This is a genomic window from Kitasatospora sp. NPDC001159 (assembly GCF_053598235.1).
Genome location: NZ_JBSFJV010000029.1, coordinates 26754 through 49760, shown reverse-complemented (window position 1 = coordinate 49760; position 23007 = coordinate 26754). Strand labels below are relative to the sequence as shown.

General features: G+C 68.0%; 14 protein-coding genes and 1 pseudogene. 4 read left to right on the top strand and 11 right to left on the bottom strand.

The genetic code is table 11. The features are described 5' to 3' along the window. Positions 1-559 (bottom strand): IPT/TIG domain-containing protein (locus ACWC9T_RS17365; RefSeq protein WP_449821900.1); only part of this gene is annotated, 559 nt, incomplete at its 3' end. 1812 nt (positions 560-2371) lie between these two features. Then, the gene (locus ACWC9T_RS17360) at positions 2372-3124 is read right to left on the bottom strand and encodes an IPT/TIG domain-containing protein (RefSeq protein ID WP_449821899.1); all 753 of its coding nucleotides are present in this window, start codon (positions 3122-3124) and stop codon (positions 2372-2374) included. Between the two features lie 1047 nt (positions 3125-4171). Between ACWC9T_RS17360 and ACWC9T_RS17355 the strand changes: the two genes are divergently transcribed. The 3 genes from ACWC9T_RS17355 to ACWC9T_RS17345 all read left to right on the top strand — a co-directional run bounded on the left by ACWC9T_RS17355 (position 4172) and on the right by ACWC9T_RS17345 (position 6858). Further along, complete coding sequence (locus ACWC9T_RS17355) at positions 4172-5554, top strand: Mu transposase domain-containing protein (protein WP_449821898.1); 1383 nt, start codon at positions 4172-4174, stop codon at positions 5552-5554. Between the two features lie 226 nt (positions 5555-5780). After that, the gene (locus ACWC9T_RS17350; protein ID WP_449821897.1) at positions 5781-6209 is read left to right on the top strand and encodes a hypothetical protein; all 429 of its coding nucleotides are present in this window, start codon (positions 5781-5783) and stop codon (positions 6207-6209) included. 250 nt (positions 6210-6459) lie between these two features. Continuing rightward, complete coding sequence (locus tag ACWC9T_RS17345; protein ID WP_449821896.1) at positions 6460-6858, top strand: nuclear transport factor 2 family protein; 399 nt, start codon at positions 6460-6462, stop codon at positions 6856-6858. 548 nt (positions 6859-7406) lie between these two features. On the opposite strand, the gene ACWC9T_RS17340 is transcribed toward ACWC9T_RS17345, so the two are convergent. From ACWC9T_RS17340 to ACWC9T_RS17325, 4 genes and pseudogenes are all read right to left on the bottom strand, one after another. Further along, a complete protein-coding gene (locus ACWC9T_RS17340) occupies positions 7407-7718 on the bottom strand; it encodes a hypothetical protein (protein ID WP_449821895.1) in 312 nt (103 codons plus the stop codon). A gap of 89 nt (positions 7719-7807) precedes the next feature. Further along, positions 7808-8392, bottom strand: coding sequence for an ATP-binding protein (locus ACWC9T_RS17335; protein WP_449821929.1), 585 nt, complete (start codon positions 8390-8392; stop codon positions 7808-7810). 381 nt (positions 8393-8773) lie between these two features. Next, the gene (locus ACWC9T_RS17330; protein ID WP_449821928.1) at positions 8774-9265 is read right to left on the bottom strand and encodes a hypothetical protein; all 492 of its coding nucleotides are present in this window, start codon (positions 9263-9265) and stop codon (positions 8774-8776) included. A gap of 28 nt (positions 9266-9293) precedes the next feature. Then, positions 9294-9539, bottom strand: a pseudogene (locus ACWC9T_RS17325) (beta-ketoacyl synthase N-terminal-like domain-containing protein); the annotation flags it as partial. 4605 nt (positions 9540-14144) lie between these two features. Here ACWC9T_RS17325 and ACWC9T_RS17320 point away from each other — a divergent pair. Then, positions 14145-14294: a hypothetical protein gene (locus tag ACWC9T_RS17320; RefSeq protein WP_449821894.1), complete on the top strand. Its 150-nt coding sequence runs from the start codon at positions 14145-14147 to the stop codon at positions 14292-14294. A 221-nt stretch (positions 14295-14515) separates the two neighbouring features. Here ACWC9T_RS17320 and ACWC9T_RS17315 read toward each other — a convergent pair whose 3' ends face one another. The 5 genes from ACWC9T_RS17315 to ACWC9T_RS17295 all read right to left on the bottom strand — a co-directional run bounded on the left by ACWC9T_RS17315 (position 14516) and on the right by ACWC9T_RS17295 (position 22371). Then, the gene (locus ACWC9T_RS17315) at positions 14516-14893 is read right to left on the bottom strand and encodes a VOC family protein (protein WP_449821893.1); all 378 of its coding nucleotides are present in this window, start codon (positions 14891-14893) and stop codon (positions 14516-14518) included. Between the two features lie 1207 nt (positions 14894-16100). Further along, complete coding sequence (locus tag ACWC9T_RS17310) at positions 16101-16754, bottom strand: hypothetical protein (protein WP_449821892.1); 654 nt, start codon at positions 16752-16754, stop codon at positions 16101-16103. 1117 nt (positions 16755-17871) lie between these two features. Next, positions 17872-20127 carry an IPT/TIG domain-containing protein gene (locus ACWC9T_RS17305; protein ID WP_449821891.1) on the bottom strand — a complete coding sequence of 752 codons (2256 nt, stop codon included), beginning with the start codon at positions 20125-20127 and terminating at the stop codon, positions 17872-17874. Positions 20128-20295: 168 nt separating this feature from the next. Continuing rightward, on the bottom strand, positions 20296-20907 hold the full coding sequence (locus ACWC9T_RS17300; RefSeq protein ID WP_449821890.1) for a Tn3 family transposase: 612 nt from the start codon (positions 20905-20907) through the stop codon (positions 20296-20298). A 615-nt stretch (positions 20908-21522) separates the two neighbouring features. Beyond that, the gene (locus ACWC9T_RS17295) at positions 21523-22371 is read right to left on the bottom strand and encodes a hypothetical protein (protein WP_449821889.1); all 849 of its coding nucleotides are present in this window, start codon (positions 22369-22371) and stop codon (positions 21523-21525) included. Positions 22372-23007: the final 636 nt, after the last annotated feature.

The following is a 23007-nucleotide window of genomic DNA, read 5'->3' as shown; positions in this document are numbered from 1 at the left end:
GCGTCACCACCAACCCCGCCGCCCCCGACACCGGACTGACCGAACCAATCACCGGAGCAGCAACCGCGTACGTGAAGGCGACACCGTTACTGGTTCCCCCGGGCGTGCTCACCGTCACCTGCACCGTGCCCGAACCCGCCGGCACCGTCGCGGTGATCTGCTTGTCCGACACCACCGTGAACGACGAGGCGGCAACGCCACCGAACCGCACCGCCGTCACCCCCGAGAACCCGCTGCCCGTCAGCGTCACCACCAACCCCGCCGCCCCCGACACCGGACTGACCGAACCAATCACCGGAGCAGCAACCGCGTACGTGAAGGCGACACCGTTACTGGTTCCCCCAGGCGTCGTCACCGTCACCTGCACCGTGCCCGAACCCGCCGGCACCGTCGCGGTGATCTGCTTGTCCGACACCACCGTGAACGACGAGGCGGCAACGCCACCGAACCGCACCGCCGTCACCCCCGAGAACCCGCTGCCCGTCAGCGTCACCACCAACCCCGCCGCCCCCGACACCGGACTGACCGAGCCAATCACCGGAACGTTGGGATCAACCATGACTTACCCCCGTTGGTTGTGCAGTCTCTGAGTTGACGAATGCCGTGCGTGCGCAAGGCGCCTGAAGCGTCGGCTCTTTGCCCAGGGATGCGACGGCCGCCAAGGCGGGGAGCCCCGGTCGACGGAGGGAACATCGACCGGGGCTCGTCAGGGGTGGTGAGCCGTTGGGCAGCGGGACAGCCCCGCCCAGGCTGGGGCTTGTGCCGACTCCCGACCGCCATGTCGAGCGCGGGCCGCCGGTCACCAGAGTCCGGGCGGCGAGACGCGGGTGAGTGCGCTCGCCTGGTCCCACCGGTGGTGGACGTCCTGGGCGTCGGCGGTCCCGGGTACGGTGGCGACCGTCGGCCGGCGTCCGGGACGTCCGCGGGCGACGCGGGCGCATCTCCGGTCAGAGTCGGTAGAGAGGTCGCCGGATTCGTTCCGGGGAACCCTCACCGGCGGGCCCCGAGGTCGGACCCAGGTGACCGGCACGACGACGCTTGACCGACCGGCGATCTCGTTGTCCGGCTCGGAGGCAGTCGGGGTACGAAGTGGTCTGACGCCATGACAGGTGGCCCGGTAGTGCCGTTGACCCACGTCGTGGGCCGACACGAAAGGGCCTGTTTGCCCCCGTGAAGGAGCTCACCGCCGTTTGCGCGGGTCGCTGTCGTCGGGACGCTCGTCTGTGTGGCCGACACGCCGTCCTCGGCCGATCCGCCCTCGACGCCGCCTGTGTTTTCCACGGACGGACTCGGCCGAGCGCATCCTGCCGGAGTCCCGCTCAGAAACGTGGTCGTGAACGGCTGCGGTCACGCCTTCCGTCATCGACGATCCGCGTACGGACTGACTGCCCGCCAACACCGTGGGTACGTACCACCCCAGCAGAAGCCCCCAGAACCACACCGCTGAAATCCTCGTTCGACGGTACGAGGGAGAGGAGCCGGCAGACCACCCGGTCGCCGAACGGGCCAGCACGCTTCGGAACCTTTGGATTGCTTGCATGACGCCTCCTGGCGTATGTAAGCCGCCGCATCTGCCGGCAACCGCTGAGACGGCGCCGGCAGATGGATCCAAGTCCTCCACGGGGGTGCCCATCGCGAGCCGCACGTCACCGCCGCCAGAAGCACAGCGGGCGCCGACTGCACGTTCCCCCGGGGAGGGATGGGCGGCCCGCCGGTTGGATACAGAAAAGTAACCAGAGCCGTGAAATCGGTGACAAGCCTTCCGACCCACTTTCACCCGCTTGGCTCAACGTCCGGCCATCTCCCGCAATACGGAAAATGGCCTGTGTCACAGCGCGCAACCGACGCTGATCAGCGAAAACAGACCTGTCCGTGCGGAATTTTCATGCTTATTCCCCATTCGGCGAGATCGCGACTTCCCTGCCCGCCGCCCAAGAGACGGAGCGGCCACGGATGGACAAATTCCCCACCTTCTGCCGTTCGGAATTGCTCATCCCAGCCGGGATGCACCGCGCGAAGCGTCGGCCGGGGCCCGGCGGGTGGGCACGATCGACGCTCCGACCCGGGTGGACGCCGTCTCGGCTCTCGTGGAAGTGAAGTTTTGGAGTCGCGCCCCACGTGGCGGACGGCGATCTGTGCCCTGGGCGGTTCGCGCGCCGTTTCACGGTCCGGCCGGGTCGATCGGTCTCACAGCCGTGTCAGAGTCCTCAGCAGCCCGGTACCGGCCGAGTCGCCCTTCCGGGGCCGGCTGAGGACTCGGGCACCGGGTGCGGCGAGACGGGGTCTGCCCGGGCGAGACCGATGACGGTCCCGCCCGGGCGGACGGCCTCGTTGGCCACGCGGTTCGGGTGGTCAGTGCCAGACCTCTGGCTCAGATCCCCGGGCTCGCGAGGTACTGGTACGGGGTCGCGGCGGTCGCGCTGCCGGCCACGTTGGTGACCGTGATGTTGGCCGGCCCGGGGGCACCGTCGAGGGTGGGCGGCGCGACGGCGGTGATGGTGGTGTCGCTGATGACGACGAAGGGGGCGGACTGGCCGCCGAAGGTGACCGACTGGGTGCTGCTCAGGGAGGTGCCGGTGATGGTGACCGCGGTGCCGCCGGAGGCCGGGCCCGAGCCGGGGGTGAACGCAGTCACGGTGGGCGCGTCCACGTAGGTGTAGGTGAAGCCGTTGTTGGTTCCGCCCGCGGTGGTCACGCTCACCCCGACCGATCCGACCGCCGTGCCCGCGGGCACGGCGACGGTGATCACACCGTCGCTGACGATGGTCGGCGTGGCGGTGTTGGGCCCGAAGTGCACGGCGGTAGCGGTCGACAGCCCGGTGCCGGTGATGGTGATGACGTTGCCGCCCGCCAGCGGCCCGGAGCTGTCGCTGAGCGCGGCCTTGAACGGCGCGCCGACGTAGTAGAAGGTCAGCGGGTTGCTGGTGCCGCCCGGCGTGGTCACGCTCACCTGGACCACCCCGCTGCCGGAGGGTGAGGTGACGGTGACCGACGTGGCCGTGTTGGCGGCGATGGCGGCCAGCTTGGAGCCGAAGTGCACGGCCGTGGCCCCATCGAGGTTGTTGCCGGTGATGACGACGCTCTGTCCGCCGCCGGACGATCCCTGGTTGGGGGAGATGGGCATGACTGCCTCCTTGAACGAGGTGAGGGGAACCGCGCACCGTGCGTGCCCAGGAAGAGCCGCAGTCCACGCACGGTGCGGGTCGGACCAGGCCCCGGCGAGGGCGAAACGGACGGCCGAGGCGGTGAACCGGGCGCCGACGGGCCGGTCCACGGGTGTGGCCGGGCCTCTTAACGGGCGTGAGAGCGAGATGGTCCTGGATGACTGTCGCCGGTCGCGGTGGCGGGCGGATCGTTCACGCCCCTGCCAGGAGAGCCCACCGCACCGCCGGCCCGACCGGCTGCGCGAGCGCCGGGCCGCGTTCGCCGAGGCCGTCGGCCGCGCACGTGGCCGGGATCGCCACCGGCATGGACACCGGTGGTTCGGGTCCCGCCGGCACGGGCGGCACTGGTACCCGAACACGCGGAGCTCTCCCCAGGACCGCAGGGCGCGCTCCTCCTGGCCACACCGGCGGGAGTGTCCGGGGGCTGACCCCCTGGCGGCCGCGTGCGCTTCTGATGTGCGGCGCGGAACCTACGAAGTGTCAACCGTTGCTGACGCCCGGCCTGGTCAGCGCCGGGCATGGAAGCAGACGGGGGGCGCGCGGGCGAGCATGTACACCGGCATATGCCAGCGACCGTTTCGCCGGGCGGCGGTACCGGCAGGGCAACCGGGGATCCGTGCCCCTGCCAACCCCGGCACGCTGAGCACGGTTGTGCGACGGGCGGCCAGACGCATGTCTGGCCTGAAATTCCGGGGAGAACCGCGAGCGCTCTCGCACCGCAGAGGTCTATGCCAGTCACCCTCCATTGCGCGGTGCGAAAATTGTCAAGCACTCAACGGCCGAGATCCGGCCACTGTTTGGCCGATCTCCGCGTACGACTTGACATGGCATGCGTGGGGTCTTTGCCAATTGACTGCCGGGTGATTCGCTCACTCAAATTGCACAGCAATCGGCGATGTCTTGCAGAAACCTTTCTTCTCCCACTTCTGGGCTTCGTGTATATTTCCTGGCTTCCCATGGGTCCCATGAGGGAGCCGTAAGCCATATCGAAGCCTGCTAGGAGTGGAATGCTGACCGGAGAGGAATACATCAACATCTGCGCCCTCCGATCCCGGGGGTTGTCCATCGCCGCAATCGCCCGTCTCCTCGGCCGCGACCGCAAGACGGTGAGCTCCTATCTGAGCGGGAAGCGCACTGTCGGAGTCCGCAGCTCCGGCAGGGGCGAGTTCGAGCGGTTCATCCCTTACTGTCGCCGGCGGCTGCAGGACGATGCCCACTTCCAGGCATCGATGCTGTTCGCCGAACTCGTCGATCTCGGCTACAAGGGCGGCTACTCGACCTTCACCCGCGCTCTGCGGACCCATCAGCTGCGTCCCCGATGCCCGCTGTGCCAGCGTCCACCCCGCACCCGCCCCGGCCGGCCGGACAACGCGGAGGAAGTGCACTTCCGCTGGTTCGTCCTCTCCGACCCCCCTGCGGACTGGGGCAGCACTCATGCTTGCATCCTGGTGGGACGCCTGACCCACTCCCAGCGCTGGAGCGCAGTGCTCGCGGAGCAGATCGATCTCGGCCACCTGGTCGACGCCGTCGACCGGATCCTGCGCCAGTTCGGCGGAACCGGCTGGCGCTGGCGCTTCGACCAGACGCAGCCGATCCCCTGCCCGGGAGGCGGCAAATTGACCACGGCGCTGGGCAAGGTTGCGAAGCACTACGGTGTTGTCGCGGATCTCAGTCCGGCGCGGCAAGAGGCCGACGACCAGGCCATCGGGCAAGCACTCGTTCTGTGGTGGCAGACCATTGGTGCGGACACCGGCCTGCTGGAAGCGCAGGAGAGCCTCGGCAGGCTGGCCAGGCTCATGGACGCTCGCCGGGCCGCGGCAAGCGGCGGCCACGACGGGTACGCCGTACCCGCTGCGACGGTCCTGCTCGACCTTCCCCACGACCCGTACCCTGCCAAGATCAGCGTGGCTCGTGCGGTCTCGGCCAACAGCATGGTGTCCTACCGGGGCAACCTCTACGCGGTTCCACGGCATCTGCACGGTCACACCGTGGAAGTGCGCCGAAGGCTCGGTGATCCCCTTCTGGCGATCGCGACCCCTCGTGGAAGGGTGATCGTTCAGCATTCACTGGCGCCCGACGGTGCCAGCCTGTCGGTTATCGGCCACCGGCACGGGATCAGCCTCGAACGCCCGCTCCCGGTCCCGAGGCCGGCCTGCCACAGCAAGATGTACAGACCGCCGTCCGCCGAAGCGCTCGCGGCGGCCCAAGCGCTCCGACAGGACGCCTGTCAGGAGGACGGATTAGAGCCCGGTCACGAGACTGACGGTTCGCCGGAGCGCCCCGGTCGAGCCTGGTGGACGGGCGTTCTCGATCGGCTCCTGAAGGAACCGACCGAGGGCAACGAGCTCGTCCGTTCGGAGACCGTGATCCACCTCGCGATGCATCGGTAGCATGACCAACGCCCTACCGGCGAAGCCGCACCAACCTGGCGGACTCTGATGGAGTAGCGCCAAGTTGTATGAAGACTCCTTAATTCGCCTTCGATCGCCGGAACGTCAATTCTTCGCGCCACTCTGCCGGTCTGCGCGCCCTGCCGCCCGCCGTCAGCGGTGAATTACGTTCCGTTCATGCTGGGGTCCCGCCGGCATGAACGCTTCTTTTCGGAGGGGATTTCGGATGACCCGTTCTCGTCTTGCCGGCGGCGTCGTCGCCGTCGCCATCGCCATCGCATCCGGCGCCGCCCTCGCCATCGCCCCCGCGGCGCAGGCCGCGGAAGCCCCCAGGCTCCAGGTGTCGACGTGTGCCGCCGATCTCACGGCCGCGATCGACAGCAACGCGGCCGCCATCGTCGCCGACGCTGTCGGCGACACCGCCGACGCTCGCACCTACAACCTCCGGACCCTCGTCATCCTGGCCAGAGCGGGGCTCACCTGCGTCTGCCAGCCGGCCCAGGTCCACGCGGACATCATCGCCGCGGCGACCGACAGCATCCATGCGGCGATGTCCAACGCGATCGGCGACTCCGCCGCTGCGCTGAACAGCGAGAACGCCGTGGCGGCCGCGTTGACGGACGCCCTGGAGGTTGTCCCGTATGCCGAGGTGTGAGGTCTCACGGCACACGGGTGCTCGTTGTTGACCTGCCCGGGTGTGGGGCCTTGGTGGTTGGGCTTCGTTGTGGGGCCGTCATTGCGGTTGCCGGGCGGAGGCGGGCCGACGGCGACGACGAGCCAGCTGTCGGCGTCGACCACCACCCACTGGTCAGGGCTGCTGCAGAGTCGCGTGATCTCGTGGGTGCCCTGGGTCGAAGTTGCCTCGACGCCATGTCCGTCGCCCCTAGCGGTGTTACTGTCGCGCCATGTCCAAGATCGAGATTGACGCGATAACCGCCGAGTTCTTCGGAGCCTTCGACAACCGCGGCGGCAAGGCCGCGGACGTGGCCCGGATCCGCCGGCTGGTCATTCCGGGTGGCGTGATCGTGCTGACCGGGCCGAAGTACACGGTCTACACCGTGGACGAGTTCATCGAGCCGCGCGAACGCCTCCTCGCCGACGGCCGGTTGGTCGAGTTCTCGGAGTGGGAGACCTCCGAGCGGACCGAGATCGCGGGCGACATCGCGTCGCGCTTCGGCGAGTACCGGAAGGCCGGCGTCCTGGACGGCGAGCCGTTCGAGGGCGGCGGGACCAAGACCATCCAGTTCGTCCGCACCCCGGAGGGCTGGCGGATCACGGCGTTCTCCTGGTACGACCAGCCCTGAGGGTCCGCAGGTCGCGGCGGTCCAAGAACGGGGTGACCTTCCCGAGTCGCCTCGCACCACCGGAGCTTCGATGTGTCGTCAGTCTGACCGCCTGCCTGGTCAAGTCTCCCGCTGTGGACGGCGTGGTGGGATTGCCGCTGGTGGAGCGGTTGCGGCTGTTGCCGGATCCATGTCGGCGTTACGCCAACAAGCTGTCCAGGAGGACGTGTTGTCGTATTTGTACGCCATCGGCGGGACAGGGTCCAGCTCGGCCACTCTCGCGTGTGACTGCCTGGCTCACCAGTTCGGGAACGCCGCGACCACGGAGTGCGCGAGCGGCGCTGTCCGACGGACATGTCGGATGCCGGAGGAGTTCCACGACCGGCTCCGCCGCCGGGTCCGCAAGACGCTGGGCCGGGATCCGGAGCCGAGCGCTGGCGTGATCGACTCCCAGTCGGTCGAAGCAGACGCCGTCGTCGGATCCGACAGCCGCGGCTTCAGCCGGATGACCAGCCACGGACGGCGGCACCCTCCGGGCGAAGCCCCTTACCTGACTCCGGACGAGCCTGTCACCGCTGGAGCAAGCGGTGCAGATCCCGCTGTTTCACGCAGTCTGCGAACATGACATTTTCGCTCAAACCCGTGAGCAGATCGAGGACAGCGGCAAGCGGCTGATATTCCGTGCGGATGGCAGGGCGCTCACCACAGGCCTTCAAATGCTCCCAGAGCGCGTGGAAGTAGTCCTCGAGCTCCAGACGCGCGTCGAACTGCGCGCTGAGCCGCTCGGGATCGAGGCGACGCAGGGCGTCGCGGTCGAGCTGAGTCACCGAGTTGATGACGCTGTTGAGGACTTCACGGCTCTCGGTGCTTGAGCTGGGCATGGGTTCTCCTAACGATGTGCACAGTGGATGGTTGAGGATCGGCGGGCATCGGCAACTGCGGCGCGTGGCCGGCGACCGCCCCTGAATGGTCACCACGCGGCAGTGCTCCGACTGGACAGCGGGACAGCGGCCCACACCGAGCAGCTGCCGTCCCTGCTCAGTCGCATCCCCCACTCCTGCGAGTAACCCGCAACGAGCGCCAGGCCTCTGCCGTGGTCCTCGTCCGGCGTGGCACGGCGCAGCCGGGGCACCGCGGAAGTCTTTCCCTGATCACGGACCTCCAGCAGGAGCCGGTCCGCGGTCCGGCCCAACCAACCGGTGATGTGTGCACTGTTGGAGTGCTCGAGGGCATTGGTGACCAGTTCGGAGATCACGAGCAAGGCCGCGTCCCGGGCATGATCGGCCCGAACGTCCTCGGCGTCCAGCCACAGCCCTGCCAGCCGCCGGGAGATCGGTACCGCGCGACCGAGAGACGGCAGCCTGAAGGACAGCGGACGGCCCCTGCCCCAGTGGCTCAGGACATCCTCGACGAGAGCTCCCGTCGGCCGATCTCTGCGGTGGTCAGTGGAATCTCCTCCTCGGTGAACGGCGGGGTCGCTTCTCGGCTGACGAGTCGAAAGCGGCTGCCGGTACGACCGCTCGCGGCTTCGCGGTTCAGGCCGTGCCCGGTACATGAGGACCATTTCCTCCGGCGAACAGGGGGCTCCCTGTTCGCTCGACGCTGGTTCATGCGTTCTCCACGGCTCGTGGCCCACGTTTCGCCGCGGAAGGCTCCTCGGTCCGTCCAGGGATCTTCTCCCACCGGAGGATTGGAGCAGCCGGCCGAGCGGGCGCCGGACTGGTCGAAGTAAATCAGAAATAGATTATCCGCGGGGAGCGATCCGCTCCAAAGAAAGGGGGCGTGTTTATGTAATGCAGGCGCCTAGTGTGACGGTAAGAAGAGTTGTTCGCGCCACCGGGATCTGGCGGAATGAACTTGGCTTGTTTCGTTCACTCAAGCCCGGGTTTCACGGCGAATGCGGACGCCGGGCCATTGATCCTGGTCTTCGGTGGAGCTATTCGGGCAAGTTTTCTTGCGGGTGTCCAAGGGCGGTCGGCGACTCGCTCATGGAATTCCGCACCGACCTGGCCGAAATCAGCCGTTCCGCTTGTGCACCGAAGCCGGCGGCACCGTCGGCGAGCAGGCGGCCACCAAGAGCACCGTCGGCCCCGAGGAACCGCGCCGGCTGGGCGGAATCCGGCGCCGTTTCCCTGCTGAAGGCTCTTCGAGCACGAGGTGCGTTGGCGCCCGAGAAGCCGAACTGCGAGATGGCGGCGAGCCGGCTCCTGTCCGCGGACGCCCGCGATGCTTGCGGACTCGACGGGGCGCCCAGCGGACTGCTTGCGCCGTGGGCTTCGACCAGCCCGATTGCACCGGGGTCGACTCCGGCACGTACCAGCGCTCCGCAGTACAGAAGCAGCCAGGCGGGGCGGCGGGGAAGGGTCGCCGGCCCGTGGGGTCGGCCGTCCTGATTCACCGCCGAGCCCCGGATGACTGCGTGAACCACGGTCACCGTTGGGAATCGCCTCGCTCTGGCGCCTCAGGATGACGACTCCGCAGCCTTCGCCGCGGACGACCTCGTCCGCGGCGGCATCGAAGGTCATGCAGCGACCCGTCGGGGACGGCATGCGCATCCTCGAGAACGATTTCGCCGTCCGGTCGCTGACTATCAGTGTGATCCCGGAGCGCCGGAGCGGGGCCTTGCCCGCGCCGGCCGAGTGCCTGACAGGCAGCCGGGTGCAGAGCGACCGAGAGCGGAACCCGGCCAGCAGCCTACGCACGCCCGTATGCGCCCGCCCGGAGAGCCTCTGCCGGCTCTTGCGGAGACGACCCCCTGAACCGCTGAGGGCCGGTGCGACAAGAATCGCACCGGCCTGCGGATCCAATTCCTCAAACGGGGGGATGGCAACACGCCTCTTCAGCGATGAGGCGCAAGCCGGAAGCGCTGGCAGACGCGGCAGACGCTTACCCCGGGAGAGGATGGGTGACCCACCCTGTTCGGATGTACCTATTTACCCATCGAGCCGAAATAGCCGCAATCCCCTGACCTGCTGATTCACCCGTACGGCCGAGCGTGCCGGCAGTGCAAACGCCTGTGCGGCCGGATCGGAAGCCTCTTCCATCAGGAACTTTTCGTATTCTGGACTGCTCGCTCGGAAAATTGGACAGCATATTCGAAGGAGACTGCCAAATGATCGCGGAATACCGCCCGTGGGAGCCGGTCGGGATCCGCGACAGCGATCAGGACACACTGACCCCGGCCTCGCGGCTCGGTAAATGGTTGCCGGTAGGCGGTGATCGGCACCGTGGTCCGATGGCTCGCAGCGTTCTCACTGCGCGGTTCGTCGATCAATCACGATGCCGGCTCTCGGCCCCCTGGCCGACCTGCCCGCGACGACTTCTGAGGCCCTCCTCGACGCGATCCTCCAGTCGAACGTACCGGCCTTTCCCGGCGCCCGGGACGAAATGCTCAGTCAAGAGCTGACACAGCCCAGATCGGATCAGACTCTTCTCACCACGAGTGGCTTCCGCAATACTCACGCTGACGTGAACAGCCGAGTCTTTGATCGCCTCGGAAACCGCGGCCTCAAGCTCGGACAGCACCGGAGCGGGCAGCTCTGTGCCAGCGGATCGCCGCCCGCCGGACCCCCTGCCGGATGTACCGGAGGATTTCATCACGTTGACGGTGAACGCACACTTCCAGACAAACGCAGGCGGCCCACCGCTCGTGGCACACCCGGGACGGCGCCCGCGACGGGCCTGCCATCGGCAACGATCACGGCGGACTCCCCAGGCAGTCTCCCGCCTCCGGTCCGGGCGCGGGGACGCCCGCGCAGGTCCCCGCGCCCGGTCGGCCCTTGGCGCCAGGGGGACAGCTGTTGGACCACCGGAAAGGCGGACATGACGAGAGGTCCCACGGTGGCGTCTCCCAGGCCCCGGTCGCGCTGTGGCGACCACGCCGGGCTTCCCCGCATCAGGTCGGCCGTCCCGCCGTGGAGCAGGATCAGACGCCGCACCGGCCTCCGGGGGCACGTCACGGAGCCCGGTGTCGTGCCCGCACGCCTGGTCGGCGCTTCCCCGACCGGTGTCCTCCTGGCGGGCGGCTTCGGTGGTGCCCTGCCGACGCTGACCGGCAAAGGCGGTACGGGCCGCCGCCAGATCCTCGCCGGCCCGGACGCGGGCTTGTTCCCGCTCAAGGCGGCGAGCGGCAAGCCGCCGGCGAAGGACGGTTCCTTCCGACTCGTCGCCCTCCGTCGCCATCCCGTCCGAGAGTCCGCTCGCAGCGGTTGTTGGCGTACTCCGTCGGTGGACGGGCGCGGGCCGCGCCGTGAGCGGGTCTCTTGGGGGTGGCGCGTCCCACCGGTGATCGGATAGCTCCCACTGCTCCCGAAGCCGACGGCAGGCGGCAGCGGCGGCGGCGGGACCGCAGGATCGGCAGGTTTCCGGGTCCTCGGCGTCGCGGACGACCAGGGGCCCGCGGCAGAGTGCGCACTCGGGGATCCGGACCGGTCTGGTCCCTGTGACCGTCTCGCTTGCCCGGTCGACGACCCTGATCAGCCAGGGCAGCGGGGAGACCACCGAAGACCACGGCACAGCGCCGACCGGCTCCCTGCGGCGCGCGAACTCCCACGCCGACTCGAGAGCTTTGAGAATCACGGCGCCATGGACCTCAGGGGATGTGCTGTAGTCGGCGAATGTTGCGACAATGTGCTGAGCGAGGAGGTCGAGCTGTCGCTCGGTCAGCCGGTCCACCAGTTGCCTCGGCAGGCGCCCAAGAGCCGATGACGCGGCTTGCTGTCCCCATCGCCTCTGCTCGTTGGTCATCGACTGGATCATCTTCTGGTCGGCTTGCCATCGGCCGCGCCCTGCCGGGCCTGCTCCGCCCCCCGTGGCTCCCGCCACGCGCCCTCGCGCGTGGGGGCGCGCGGTTTCCGGTTCGCGGGACGAGCAACCACCCACAACGACCGGCATGTTCAGCACGTCATGTTGGGGGGATCGTGTTTCTGTCACCGGATCGGGGGGGCCCAGTGTCACCGGACCGGGGGGGCCGGCTGTCACCGAACCGGGGGCTTCCCGACGCACGCCGAGCGAGGCGCCGAGATGGGAATCCGGTCCGGAGTCGAAGACCTCGACACCGCCGCCTGCGGGCCCGTCCGCGGATCGCAGCGCGGGAACGGGCCCGCTCGGGAGAGACTCGCTCTGCCCGCTCGGTACGCGGACGGGCATGGGATGGACGACGTATCTGTACCCCCTCTTCTCGCCCTGTCTTCTGCTCACCCAGCCCTGGACCAGGAGTTCGGCCACCGCTTCGCGGGCCGTGTCCTCCTTTATCTGGCACTCGCGTGCGATTCGCGCGACGGGAGTCGATTCGGTGAACCGCTGCCGCAGGGAGAGCAACGCATAAACCTTGAACCGAGTACCGGCCAGATGCGCCCGGGCATACGAGCCGACGCACACGGCCAGCTGATCGTCGGCCAGTGGGCGAACACGCCGGTTCATGGTTCGGGTGGCAGGATTTCGAGACGCGCGAACCAGATTCTTGGCCTTTGCCTTGGCGATTAGACGGTTCACACCACCCCGGGACAGCCCCAGCTGTCTCCCGATCGTCTCGTCAGCGGCGAAGCACAATCCTGACTTCCAGCCGTAGTCCTGCAGCAGCGTCACGACCCGGATCAGGTCACCGGTCAAATCCTTGTCACCGAGCCACGCCGCTGGGAACCGGGTAGCGGGCAGGCGAGCTTGATCGGTCGCACGCGCCTGCCCGTGAGCAGCCCCGGGACCCCCGGCCGGTTCCGTGTGCACGGCGCCCGAGTATCGCGGACTCACGGAGCACCGCCGAAAGCCCGACGCTCGCTCACTTCCCTGCCCAGCCCGGCCGGCTGCCCATCGACATCTGGATTGGTCGAGCAGCGATGCGCTGGCCGTCCCAAAGTCGTCGAGGCGACTTTTCCTGCGGTCGGCTCCATTTGCGCGGTGATCACTCGTGCTCGAGAGCCCGCTTGGGGAGGTCCTTGGAGGTTTCGCTCATTGAGGACTCTGCGCCCGCCTCCTGGACGAGTGGAGCCACGATCCAGGACACGAGCAGGGGCTAGCTGGCAGATTTTGATTCGGTGATGCAAAATGGCATTGCCTACTTACGGACGTGAGGAGGCAACAGCCCGTCAGGACACAGGTTCTCGCAGGATCCCAGGTGTGCAGATGGGCCGAGGCAACGGTGGATTCCGTCGTCGACTTGCGCATGTGCTCAGTGACGGCGGAAGCAAAACGTTCAGACGCCGAGGCATGTGCTTGGCGCAAAGACGGTGAAGGTCCGGTGGTGCGGACCGAGCCGTCTCGTTGCTGCTAGGTCATGTCAAGACCTCCCCGTAGGGGTGCAGGGTGGTTGAAGAAGGCCGAACGAACAATGAGAGGCGATCATGAGCGGTCGCTTCTGCCAGACGCGGTTTCGCGTCCAGATGCCTGCGGGGTGATCTGGAACAGCGGTGTCGCGCCGACTACCCCTGGAGCCGTCCGGACCTGCCAGAGTCCGGGCGGCTGATCCATGGCTGGGCCATGGCTTGACCAAGAGTACCCGGTCCATAACAGAGTGTGAATACTTCTCGTACACGACTCATCTTCGGAACCTGCTGCAACTGCTTGCGGGAAAGTTCGTTCGAGTCGGCTGGCGGACGGCTCGTCTCGTCCCGCTCCCGTCGCCGGGGAAGGTTTCGGACGGGACGGTCGAAACCCACGGTCAGCCGAAGATTCCGCGGTCGCGATGGGACGCCGCCATCAGTCGTCCACGGGCCGACGTGGGGGCTGCCAGTTGATCACCAAGTGGGCGCACCTGCGTCGGTCGCCACCACGGCTCATGCCGACGGCCATGGCGCGGCATCAAACGGTCCTGTCATTGGTCACCCAAATGAGACACACAACTGACGTGCCGCTCAGACAACCTGAGCTTCCGTTGATCGGCCGACTGAACGACGGGGGTCACAACGGGTGCGTCCGTCCGATGCCTGGCCACCTGCGGCTCCGTGCGCCGGCGCGCCATGTTGGGGAGAATCGCAGAGTATCTGGCACCCTTCGCGGCCACCACGCCTGGAAAGTGGGGAAGCCGAGCGAGCGGAGACGGTAGCGCTTGCTCCGACCGTTCCCCTCCAAGGCCAGCCGCAGGACCGCTGCACGCCTGAACGAGGAGCTCGGCGACCTGAGTAAAAGCCCTGAGCGCGGGCAGCATGAGCATATTTCAGGACACCCGGATGCCGTACATTTCTCGGTGATTAGCCCATCGTTGTCGGGGCATGAGTCCAACAGCCAAGCCGACTCTTCCATTGCTGCTGGAGCGAGACAGGATCTGTAGCGCCGGTGATAACTGGCTATTCGTTCCAGGCCGGAGGAATGCCGTGGGTGATCTGGAAAATGGTTATCTCGTAAAGAATGGCGAACGCGTGGCGCTGACGCATTGCTCACGCCAGCTGGCCGAACTCTTCCGCGTCCTGCGTCGACTCGAGTTTGAATTCTCGATGCGGCTGTATCGATCAGAGACAGACTGATTGAGACCGCCAGCCGAGATCCACCGTGACGCGAACAGGAGGGTGCTTTGCACGAGTCAACGAACGCCGCCTTCAACTCCTACTACGCAGCTGGATTCATCCCCGATGACGGAGTGATGCACAACCACGCCCTCTGGCCGCCCGCCGGACAGCTGTCCGCCGACCTGTCCTATCCGGTCGTCGATGGCTCAACGGTGGCCGCACCCGTTCGATGTCTCCGCTCAGTCCCGGACCAGGCAGAACGGGTGTCCTGCGGGGTCAGCGAATATGCGCCAACTCCGCTTTCCGTCGCCACCGTCGAGCAGCGTGGCGCCCCGCTTGAGCACGCCTTCCTGAGCCTGGTCCAGGTCCTCGACCCCGAGGTCGAGGTGGAATTGCTGGGGGCGGGCGGAGTCCAGCCATTGCGGCGGCTGATGGTTCTCCACGCGCTGGAAGGCCAGCACGAACCCAGCATCAGTGTGGAGAGTCGCCCAGCCTTCGCCGAGCGACCACCGAGGATCCGGCTGGTTCACCACGCCGCCGAGAAGCGACTGGTAGAACTGGGACAGCTCAGCAACATCGGCACAGTCCAACACGACACACTGCAGCTTCGCGATCATGCCGGGCAGCATCTCACGAGGCGTGATCACGATCTACGGAGTACTGGGCAATGGACCTTTGCAGGCGAGTAGCACCTTGACGAGACGGGTCACAACGAGTTGGCCCAATAGAGTGAACCTTCCACCTTTCGGGTGATCTCACGTTTGGCGCGGGTAGCTACGGAAGGCGTGCTAGGGGCTGCAGACCGTAGCCACGCCCCGGCATCGAATCTATTCGGGGCCGGTGACCATGCTCTCGATCACGAAAGGAACGACACTGATGATCCTCGGTCTGCTCGGCGGCCTCCTCGCCGTCCTCGGCTGGCTGCTCTAGCGGTTGTGTGACCCACCCGGCGGCGAGCCGGCCCCGATCACCCGCCCGGTGATGGGGCCGGACTCACCAACCACGATGGCCGGCGCCTCCTCCGGCCGGCACCGGGCCCAGCAGCAACTGGATCGGCCATCTCTTATGCCGCGTCCACCGTGATCAGTCACGACTTCAGCAGGTCACGCAGGCCTTCCTCGAAAGCCAGGTGAGCGTACTGGTCGGTGCCGCACCCTGGCATCTCGAGCTTCTTGAACTGTCCACCTACGATGTGGGACGCCAGCGGTACGGGCAGAGCCTCCGGCCAGAGGCCAGTCCACTTCCCTCGGAGAGCACACGTCGGAAGGCGCCGGTGGATCCCCGCAGGTTCCGGCCGTTTGCCCTCAACTCGTCTGCAGCGCAATTGCTTTCGCCTTCGACCACCTGGAGCAGGATCTGCTGCCCCGAGGCGGCAGGCGGTCGTAGTACGAGCGGGCCCGACCGGATCTTGGACAACGACCCGCTCTACGGTCACGATCGTTCCGTAGCCGTACCATCCAGGGCCGGAGGACAACCAGTGCCGATGCTGTGCGAGTTCCGCACCGAAGCCGGGCCCGCCCCGGAAGTCGCCGGGGGGACGGTACGGCAGCCCTTCGGAGTCGCCCGTCAGCCAGCCGCACTTTGGGACGGAGCGGGCTGTCCAGGGTGAGCGGAGCCCATCGCGCAGCGACGCCGCAGACGCCCTTGACTGCCCGAGTCGGCCCGTCTCACCGACCGGTCCGGCGCTTCGGCCCGGTCCTCGCCCAGTTCTACGGGCAGCACGAGACGGGCATCGTCAGCGTTCTCGACACCGGCGACCACGACCCGGCCCGCCCGCACCTGCTGCCCTCGGTCGGCCGGATCGGCGCTCTGTGTGGCTGGGCGTCAGTGTGGGAGTGCCTGGTAGAGGCCGCGGCCGGTGCGCTGTGCCTGGGATGCTTTCACGGCCCGTTCGAGGCTGGTGCGTACGGCGTTGACGTTGGCGGGGGTGGTCTCGCGGCCCAGGGCCTGGGTGACCTGTGCGGCCCGGACTGGTTCCTTCACCTCGGCCAGGTACGCCAGGACACCGGTGGTCAGCCCGGGGGTGCGCCTGCGCGCCGGGGCCGGCTCGGATGCGGCGGTCGTGGCCTTCGTCGTGGCGGCGCTCCCGCGTGCCTTCGTCGGGGCCGTCCTCCCTGAGACCTTGCGGCGTGCCGTAGTCCGCGGCTCGGCCGGGGAAGCGGGCTTCCCGCGGACGGCGGCTGACCTGCGCCCGGATGCTGCCGCTGCGCCCGCGGTGGCCTGCTCGCTGTCCGGCTCCGCCGCCGATGCCGCCGATGCCGCCGATGGCGGGGCTTGGCTGGCCGTCTCCTTGGGCAGTGGGGCAGCGGAGAGCGACTGCAGGGCGCGCAGGGCGTCCCGTGCTGCTTCCAGCCGACCGGTGACGGCGGCCAGTTCCACTTCCAGCCTCTGCTGGTGCCGCTCGAGTTCGGGAAGCTCGGCACGCAGGGCGGCGATGGTGGACGTCACGCTGAGATGGGTGTCCGCATTGTGTGCCAAGGGTGATCCTCAAGATGGTCCTGACGCGGACAGCCGCGCGAGTGGTGGTCAAACTGTACGGCGACACAGGCGGGTTAGGGTCTGTGAAGCCCGAACGCACTCCCCCGGGGGCGCTGTCACGTTGATGTGCGCGTGTCCGGCTGAGAGTGCGCCGGGCGCGGTGAGATGCCTGGGTCAGGCCGCGATCGCCAGGCCGATGCTCTCGGTGATGTGATTCCAGATGGTGCACCGGAGGGCCATCTCGACCAGACTGTCGGGGTACTCGCAGGTCTTCTGCCTTCCCACGACATGAATCGTAGCGTTGAACCGCGGACGTAGTCCCTGGCCCGGCTGGACTGGACGCGGGCGAGGATGTCGCCGGCCTGGTTGCCGAGCGCGAGGACCTGGACAAGGCCGCGGCCCTCCCGGCCCGCAGACCCGAAGCCCTCGCCCGCCCCAGGGCTGGCAGCCCGCCCACGGCCTCTCCGCCTACCGCCCCCCGACACCCCGGCCGGAGAAAGGGACGCCCCCGAGCTGTGGTCTCGCGCGCCGATGGAGGCCGCCCCGTGCCGGTCAGTCAAGTCGGCAGCTCTGGGTGGCATGCCAGCCCTCAGCGGGAGCCGGCCACCTACCTGACGGCCGTCCGGTCGCCTGGGGCACGCCTCGAGGAGAGTTTTCGCCACCAGAGCGATCGCCACCGTGATCAAAATCCCTAGAAGGGTCTTCTGGCGCCCTGTTGACCGATCGACAAGCCCGACGTACCGGCCACATCCGGAAAGGCGCCTCAAGGGGCCTTTCCGTTGGCCAGTTTTCCGCCATGAACATGTAATTCCTGGCCGGCCGGTCCAGGAAACGGTCAAACTGGAGACGTTCACTTCCGCGCCGGCCCGCCCCCAGCGACGTCCGACACGCCCACGAAACCAGCTGGTCAACCCTCCACGACGCCTACGGCGCGGCAGATGCAATACCCGGGCTACTGGACGGTGACGGAGGTTGCACGGATCTACTTGTCGCTTCATGGCAGCTTCGGGAGCTCAGGGCCTTGACGCGGGCCGAGCTGTCAGTGGCAGGGGCCGTGTGAAGGGCCCCTGCCCGGACCTACGGGGCGGAAGGTCCGGGCAGGGGCTGTCCTGTGGGCTCAGGGGGTAATCAGTCCGCCGTGGGCGGTAGCGGGCTGGAAGTTGGGGCTTCCGGGGTAGGTGGCGGTGTAGCCGCCGTTGAGGATGATCAGCGGCAGGGCGAGGAGGGCGTTGCACGTCGCAACACCGTTGGTGTCGGTGGTGGAGGTGCACAGTGGCGTGCTGCCGGTGGTGAAGGTGATGGGCTGGCCGGGGATGGGCTGGCCGGTGTCGAGGTCGGTCAGCATCGCGGTCAGGATCCCCGCGTGGGGTTGGGGCGGGAAGAGCTGGGCGAGCGCGGGGCTGGCGGTCAGCTGGGTCCGGTCACGGGTGTAGGTGAACGGGATGCTGACGCTGCCGCCGGGGGTGGTGACGGTGACCGTGACGGTTCCGGCCGCGTGCGGCGGCAGGGTTGCGGTGATCTCGTTGTCGGAGACCACCGTGAACGGCACGGGGTTGCCGTTCACGGTGACGCTGGTGGCGCCGGTCAGGGCGGTGCCGCTGATGGCGACCTGCGTGCTCTTTCCGGACGGGCCGCTGGTGGGGAAGATGCCGGTGACGGTCGGGGCCGGGGTGGCGTAGGTGTAGTTGCCGGCGCTGGTGGCGGTGCCGCCCGGCGTGGTGACCGAGACCGGGCCGCTGGTCGGGGCGTGCGGGGCGGTGGTGGCAACGATGGTGGTGTCGTTGAGCACCTGGAAGGTCGTAGCGGGGACCCCGGCGATGCTGACCGCGGTGGCGCCGGTCAAGCCGGTGCCGGTGACGGTGACCTGGGTGCCGCCCACCGTGCTGCCGGAGGTCGGGGTGAAGTTGGTGATGGTAGGAGCCGGGGTGACGTAGGTGTAGGTCGCAGGCCCTGCGGCGGTGCCGCCGGGGGTGGTGACGGAGACCGTGCCGATGCCGGGCGCATGCGGTGCGGTGACGGCCGAGATGTGGCTGTCGTCGATGACCTGGAACTGGGTCACCGGGGTTCCCGCGATGCTGACCGCGGTCGCGCCGGTGAAGTTGGTGCCCGTGATCGTGACCAGGGTGCCGCCGGAGGTGGAGCCGGAGACCGGGACGATGCTGGTGATTGTGGGCGGCGGAACGACGTAGGTGAAACTGCCGCCGGTCCCGCTGCCCAGCGAGGTGGTCACGGTCGCGTGCACGGTGCCCGCGGCGTGCGGGGGCGTGGTGCCGGTGATGTGGCTGTCGTCCACGACCGTGAACCCCACCACCGGGGTGGCGTTCAAGGTCACCGCGGTGGCGCCGGTGAAGCCGCTGCCGGTGATGGTGATCGGGGTGCCGCCGAGGGTGGAGCCGGACAACGGGCTGATCGACGTGACGATCGGGCGGACCTGCAGGACGCTGACGGTGCCGGGAGGGTTGCCGTCGTTGTTGTCGGTGACGTAGGCGAAGTTGCCGTCGGGAGTGAGCGCGACCCGCGAGGGGTGGTGCCCGACCGCGAGGGAGGTGATGAGCGAGTTGCCGGCGGTGTCGATCACGCTGAGGGTGTCCGCGCCGAAGTTGACCACGTAGGCGCGGGTGCCGTCGGGGCTGACCGCCACACCGGCCGGCAGGGACAGGCCCCCGACGGTGGTGATCTGGGTGGGCGGCGTGACCGTGGCGTCCAGCACGGTCAGCGAACCGCCGCCGTTGTTGGCCACATACGCCACCGTGCCCGCCGGGTTGAACGCCACCCCGATCGGCCCGGCCCCCACCGTGCCCGCGGTGGTGGTGCCGAGCACGACGCCGTTGGGGTCGAGCACCGTCACGTTGTTGCTGCCCGTGTTGGTGACGTAGACCTGGGCGCCGTTGGGGTTGACCGCCACGCCGTTGGGTTGGGTGCCCACGGCCGGAGTGGCGATGACGTTCGGCATCGCGGTGGTGAGGTCGATCACGGTGACGGTGCTGCCGCCGTGGTTGGCGACGTACGCGCGCGTGCCCGCGGGGTTGACCGCCACCTCGAAGGGACTGTTGAAGGACGGGTCGCTGAAGGTGCTGACCGTGCTGGTGGCGGTGTCGATGAACGCGAGCGTGTTGTTGCCGTTGTTGGTGACCAGCGCCTTCGCACCGTTTGGTGTGATGGCCACGCCGAGCGGCCCGTTCAGTCCGGTGATGCCGGTGACGGCGAGTGTCGCGGTGTCGATCACGCTCACGGTGTTGTCGCTGTTGTTGGCGACGTAGGCCTGCGTGCCTGCCGGGTTGATCGCCACACCGATCGGCCCCAGTCCCACCGTGACCGTCGGATCCCCCACGGCTGCGGCCCGCAAGGCGGGCGCGCCGGTCGCAGTGGGCATCCCGAGCTGGTGCGTTCCTTGTCCCGCTGCCGCCATCGCTGCCTGTATCAGCCGCGACAGGGTCAGCGGATCGAGAGTCGTGTCCATGACGTCCCCATCGATGAAGGGGGGACCGTCAACCACCCCAGGCCTCTTGCCTGACGACACGCAAGGGCAGGGAAGCTGAAATCACCTCACCAGGGCACCCCGAGGCAGCCGAGCCCGCGAAGTCCCATCCATCCGGCAGGCTACCCCCCGGCAAGGGATGGGCGGCCCACCAGGTATCGATCCCAGTAACGCACCATCCGCCGCACATGCCAAGACCGCACATCCGCATCTCACCCGAACGGCCGAGCGCATAACCGCGGCCCCAAGGACGCCGATTCGCCCCGGCCGGCTCAGGCGGCCAGTCGCAGATGCCCGTCCGCCAGGTGATCGCGCGGTGCGAGGTGCCGAATTCGCCAGCAGCTCATTGAACTTGATGACCTGTTCCTGGTCCTCCGGGTCGTTGTCGGCGAGCGGGTCGGAGGCGAGCATCAGCCAGGTTCTGAACTCGTGGAATGCTTCAGTCTTGTTCGTCATGGACTGGATCGAATCGCGCAACTTCGGCTCCGGCAGATACCGAAGCAGCACGATCGTCCTGATCACGCGCGCAGCTCGCGCTATGCCTGGTAGATCTATCTGTTTGCGCTTGGACTCGTTGCCCGGTCTCCGCAGCAGCGCGGCCGAGGAGAGCCGGCCCTCGCGGATCGAGGGGACCACGCGCACGAGGTCCGGCGCTTGTCGGCGTAGGCCGGGCACTCCAGGCGGTCGGGGTCAGCCGGTTCACCGACTTGGTGGGGTGCGCTTGACACTCCAGCAGGACTTCGACGCTCTTCCTGAGGGCGGGGAGTGGCCGTGGCGCAGGGCGTCTGCCGCCGCCTGCCTCGGCAAGCCTCGTGTTCGTCACCGCGTCACAGCGATCGGACCGGTGGAGCGGCTGCGGGGGTCTGGTCGATCCCCGGCGGCGGTGCGGAAGCGCCAACTTCGTGAGCGTGGTGCTGATCGCTGCGTCGGCGGTGCCGGCCGGTGCCCGATCATGTATGGCGATCGGGCAATGGGCCAGGTCCGCGCCGCAGCATATGTTGGCCCGTCTCCGCGCACGGGCCGTCGGAGTTCCGGGGGCGAATCGCCTGGCCACCCCCATGGCCCTGGCTGCCCGCGCAGCTCCTTGCCGGGCCTGTCCTGCCGGGCTCGGGTGTTGTTGAGCCAGGTGCCCGGCGAAGCCCCTCAGCGGTGGTGTGGGTGCCGAGGGGCCTTCGCGCTCGAAGGGGGCCGCCAGGCGGCCAGGCCCTGCCGGCCGCGGCCACCGGCTCCGAGTGGAGTGGGCCGGTCCCGAGCTGCCGTCGACCGGGGCGCTTCGGGTACGGCCGGGGATCAACCCGAGCAGCCGGCCACTGCGGTCGGGCTACCGAGGCAGTTGGTGGGACTGTTGCCGTTGACCCGGCTTCTGATGAGGGTCACGGAACTGCCGTTGTTGTAGATGCCGCCCGGGGCAATGGCGGACTGGTTGTTGTTGATGTTGCTGCGGTCGACCGTGACCGTCACATTGCCGAAGGTCGCGAGCCCGCCGCCGCCGGTCCCGGCCTGGTTCTCATTGAGGTTGCTGTCGTCGATGCGCAGCGTGCCGTCGTTGGCGAGGCCACCCCCCAGTTGGTCAGCGGAGTTGTCGATGATTCGGCTGCGGCTGATGGTCATGTCGCCGTCGTTGGCCACGCCGCCGCCGTTGTGCACTGCGTGATTGCCGGTGATCATGCTGTCGGTGATCGCGGTCGTGGTGCCGGCGACAGCGCCGATGCCGCCGGAGAAGTTGCCGCGGTTGTCGCGGATCCGGCTGTCGGTGACGGTGAGCGTCCCGAAGTTGGCGATGCCTCCGCCGAAGTCCCCGTCGGCGTCGCCGTTGCTGATGGTGGCCTCACAGAGGCGGAGGGACTTCCTGACCGTGAGGATGCGGAAGGGCTGTGCGGCGGTGCGCGTGATCGTGCTGTGGCGTGCGTGGATGGTCAGGTCGGCAAGGATGTCCGGCAACGGGCTGGTCAGGTTGTAGGTGCATCCGGGTGCGAGATCGAGGACCACCGGCCCGGTCGCCATGTTGGCGGCCGTGATTGCGGCGGCCAGATCGGTGGTGTCGCAGGGGACGAAGGTCTGTGCGTGGGCCGCGGCAGGGGCGACGAACGCCCCGGTGGTGGAGACGAGACCGACGCAGAGCGTCTTGGCCAGGTTCACGAACGACTTGCGCATGATTGGGGTGTTCTCCTTGAGAGAGGTCATGGAAGGGGCTCTGCGTTGTCCGGCGGATGGCAGCCGGTAGGAGCGGATGAGGGGTTCTCCCGAACGCTCCTCGGAGTCGGCCGCACTTCGGGGTCGACCTCGCCTGTCGGAGAACCGACCTGACACGGAACAACCTCGAAGACCGTCGTGAGCCCCACGATGCCGATGGCAGCTGTGTGACGGGGTGCCGAGTCGGCGGGCCGAGGACGGAGGGACCGTCGGGCACCATCGGCCTACTAGTACGGATAGTGATCATGCTTTGCTGCCTGCCGAGCCGTCGGTAGCTCCTGCCGGGGTCGAACGATCCCTAACAAAGCAGGTTTGTCCGGTACCGGACGGTGTTCAGTTTGGGCGGCCGGTCGCACTGTTGTCATGCCGGGCCGTGCAGACGGGTGACGCACGGTTACCAGGTCACGCGTCGGCGTGATCCCGTGCCGAGTGCTCTGGTTGGTTTCGGCTTCGGTCGTGGTGCGCGGTCCGGGCACCCTGGCCCAAGTGAGGTGGAGGCGAGATGTCGAGGTTCACTTCCCCCTACGGGCGAACGTGGGACCAGAACAACGGAGTCAGTCCGGGCGATGAGTGCCCACCGGA

What these genes read in the sequence shown, in the direction of transcription:
- ACWC9T_RS17360 (WP_449821899.1), bottom strand. Translation starts at nt 3,124, where the DNA reads ATGCCCATCTCCCCCAACCAGGGATCGTCCGGCGGCGGACAGAGCGTC.
- ACWC9T_RS17355 (WP_449821898.1), top strand. Translation starts at nt 4,172, where the DNA reads ATGCTGACCGGAGAGGAATACATCAACATCTGCGCCCTCCGATCCCGG.
- ACWC9T_RS17350 (WP_449821897.1), top strand. Translation starts at nt 5,781, where the DNA reads ATGACCCGTTCTCGTCTTGCCGGCGGCGTCGTCGCCGTCGCCATCGCC.
- ACWC9T_RS17345 (WP_449821896.1), top strand. Translation starts at nt 6,460, where the DNA reads ATGTCCAAGATCGAGATTGACGCGATAACCGCCGAGTTCTTCGGAGCC.
- ACWC9T_RS17340 (WP_449821895.1), bottom strand. Translation starts at nt 7,718, where the DNA reads ATGCCCAGCTCAAGCACCGAGAGCCGTGAAGTCCTCAACAGCGTCATC.
- ACWC9T_RS17335 (WP_449821929.1), bottom strand. Translation starts at nt 8,392, where the DNA reads ATGTACCGGGCACGGCCTGAACCGCGAAGCCGCGAGCGGTCGTACCGG.
- ACWC9T_RS17315 (WP_449821893.1), bottom strand. Translation starts at nt 14,893, where the DNA reads ATGATCGCGAAGCTGCAGTGTGTCGTGTTGGACTGTGCCGATGTTGCT.
- ACWC9T_RS17305 (WP_449821891.1), bottom strand. Translation starts at nt 20,127, where the DNA reads ATGCCCACTGCGACCGGCGCGCCCGCCTTGCGGGCCGCAGCCGTGGGG.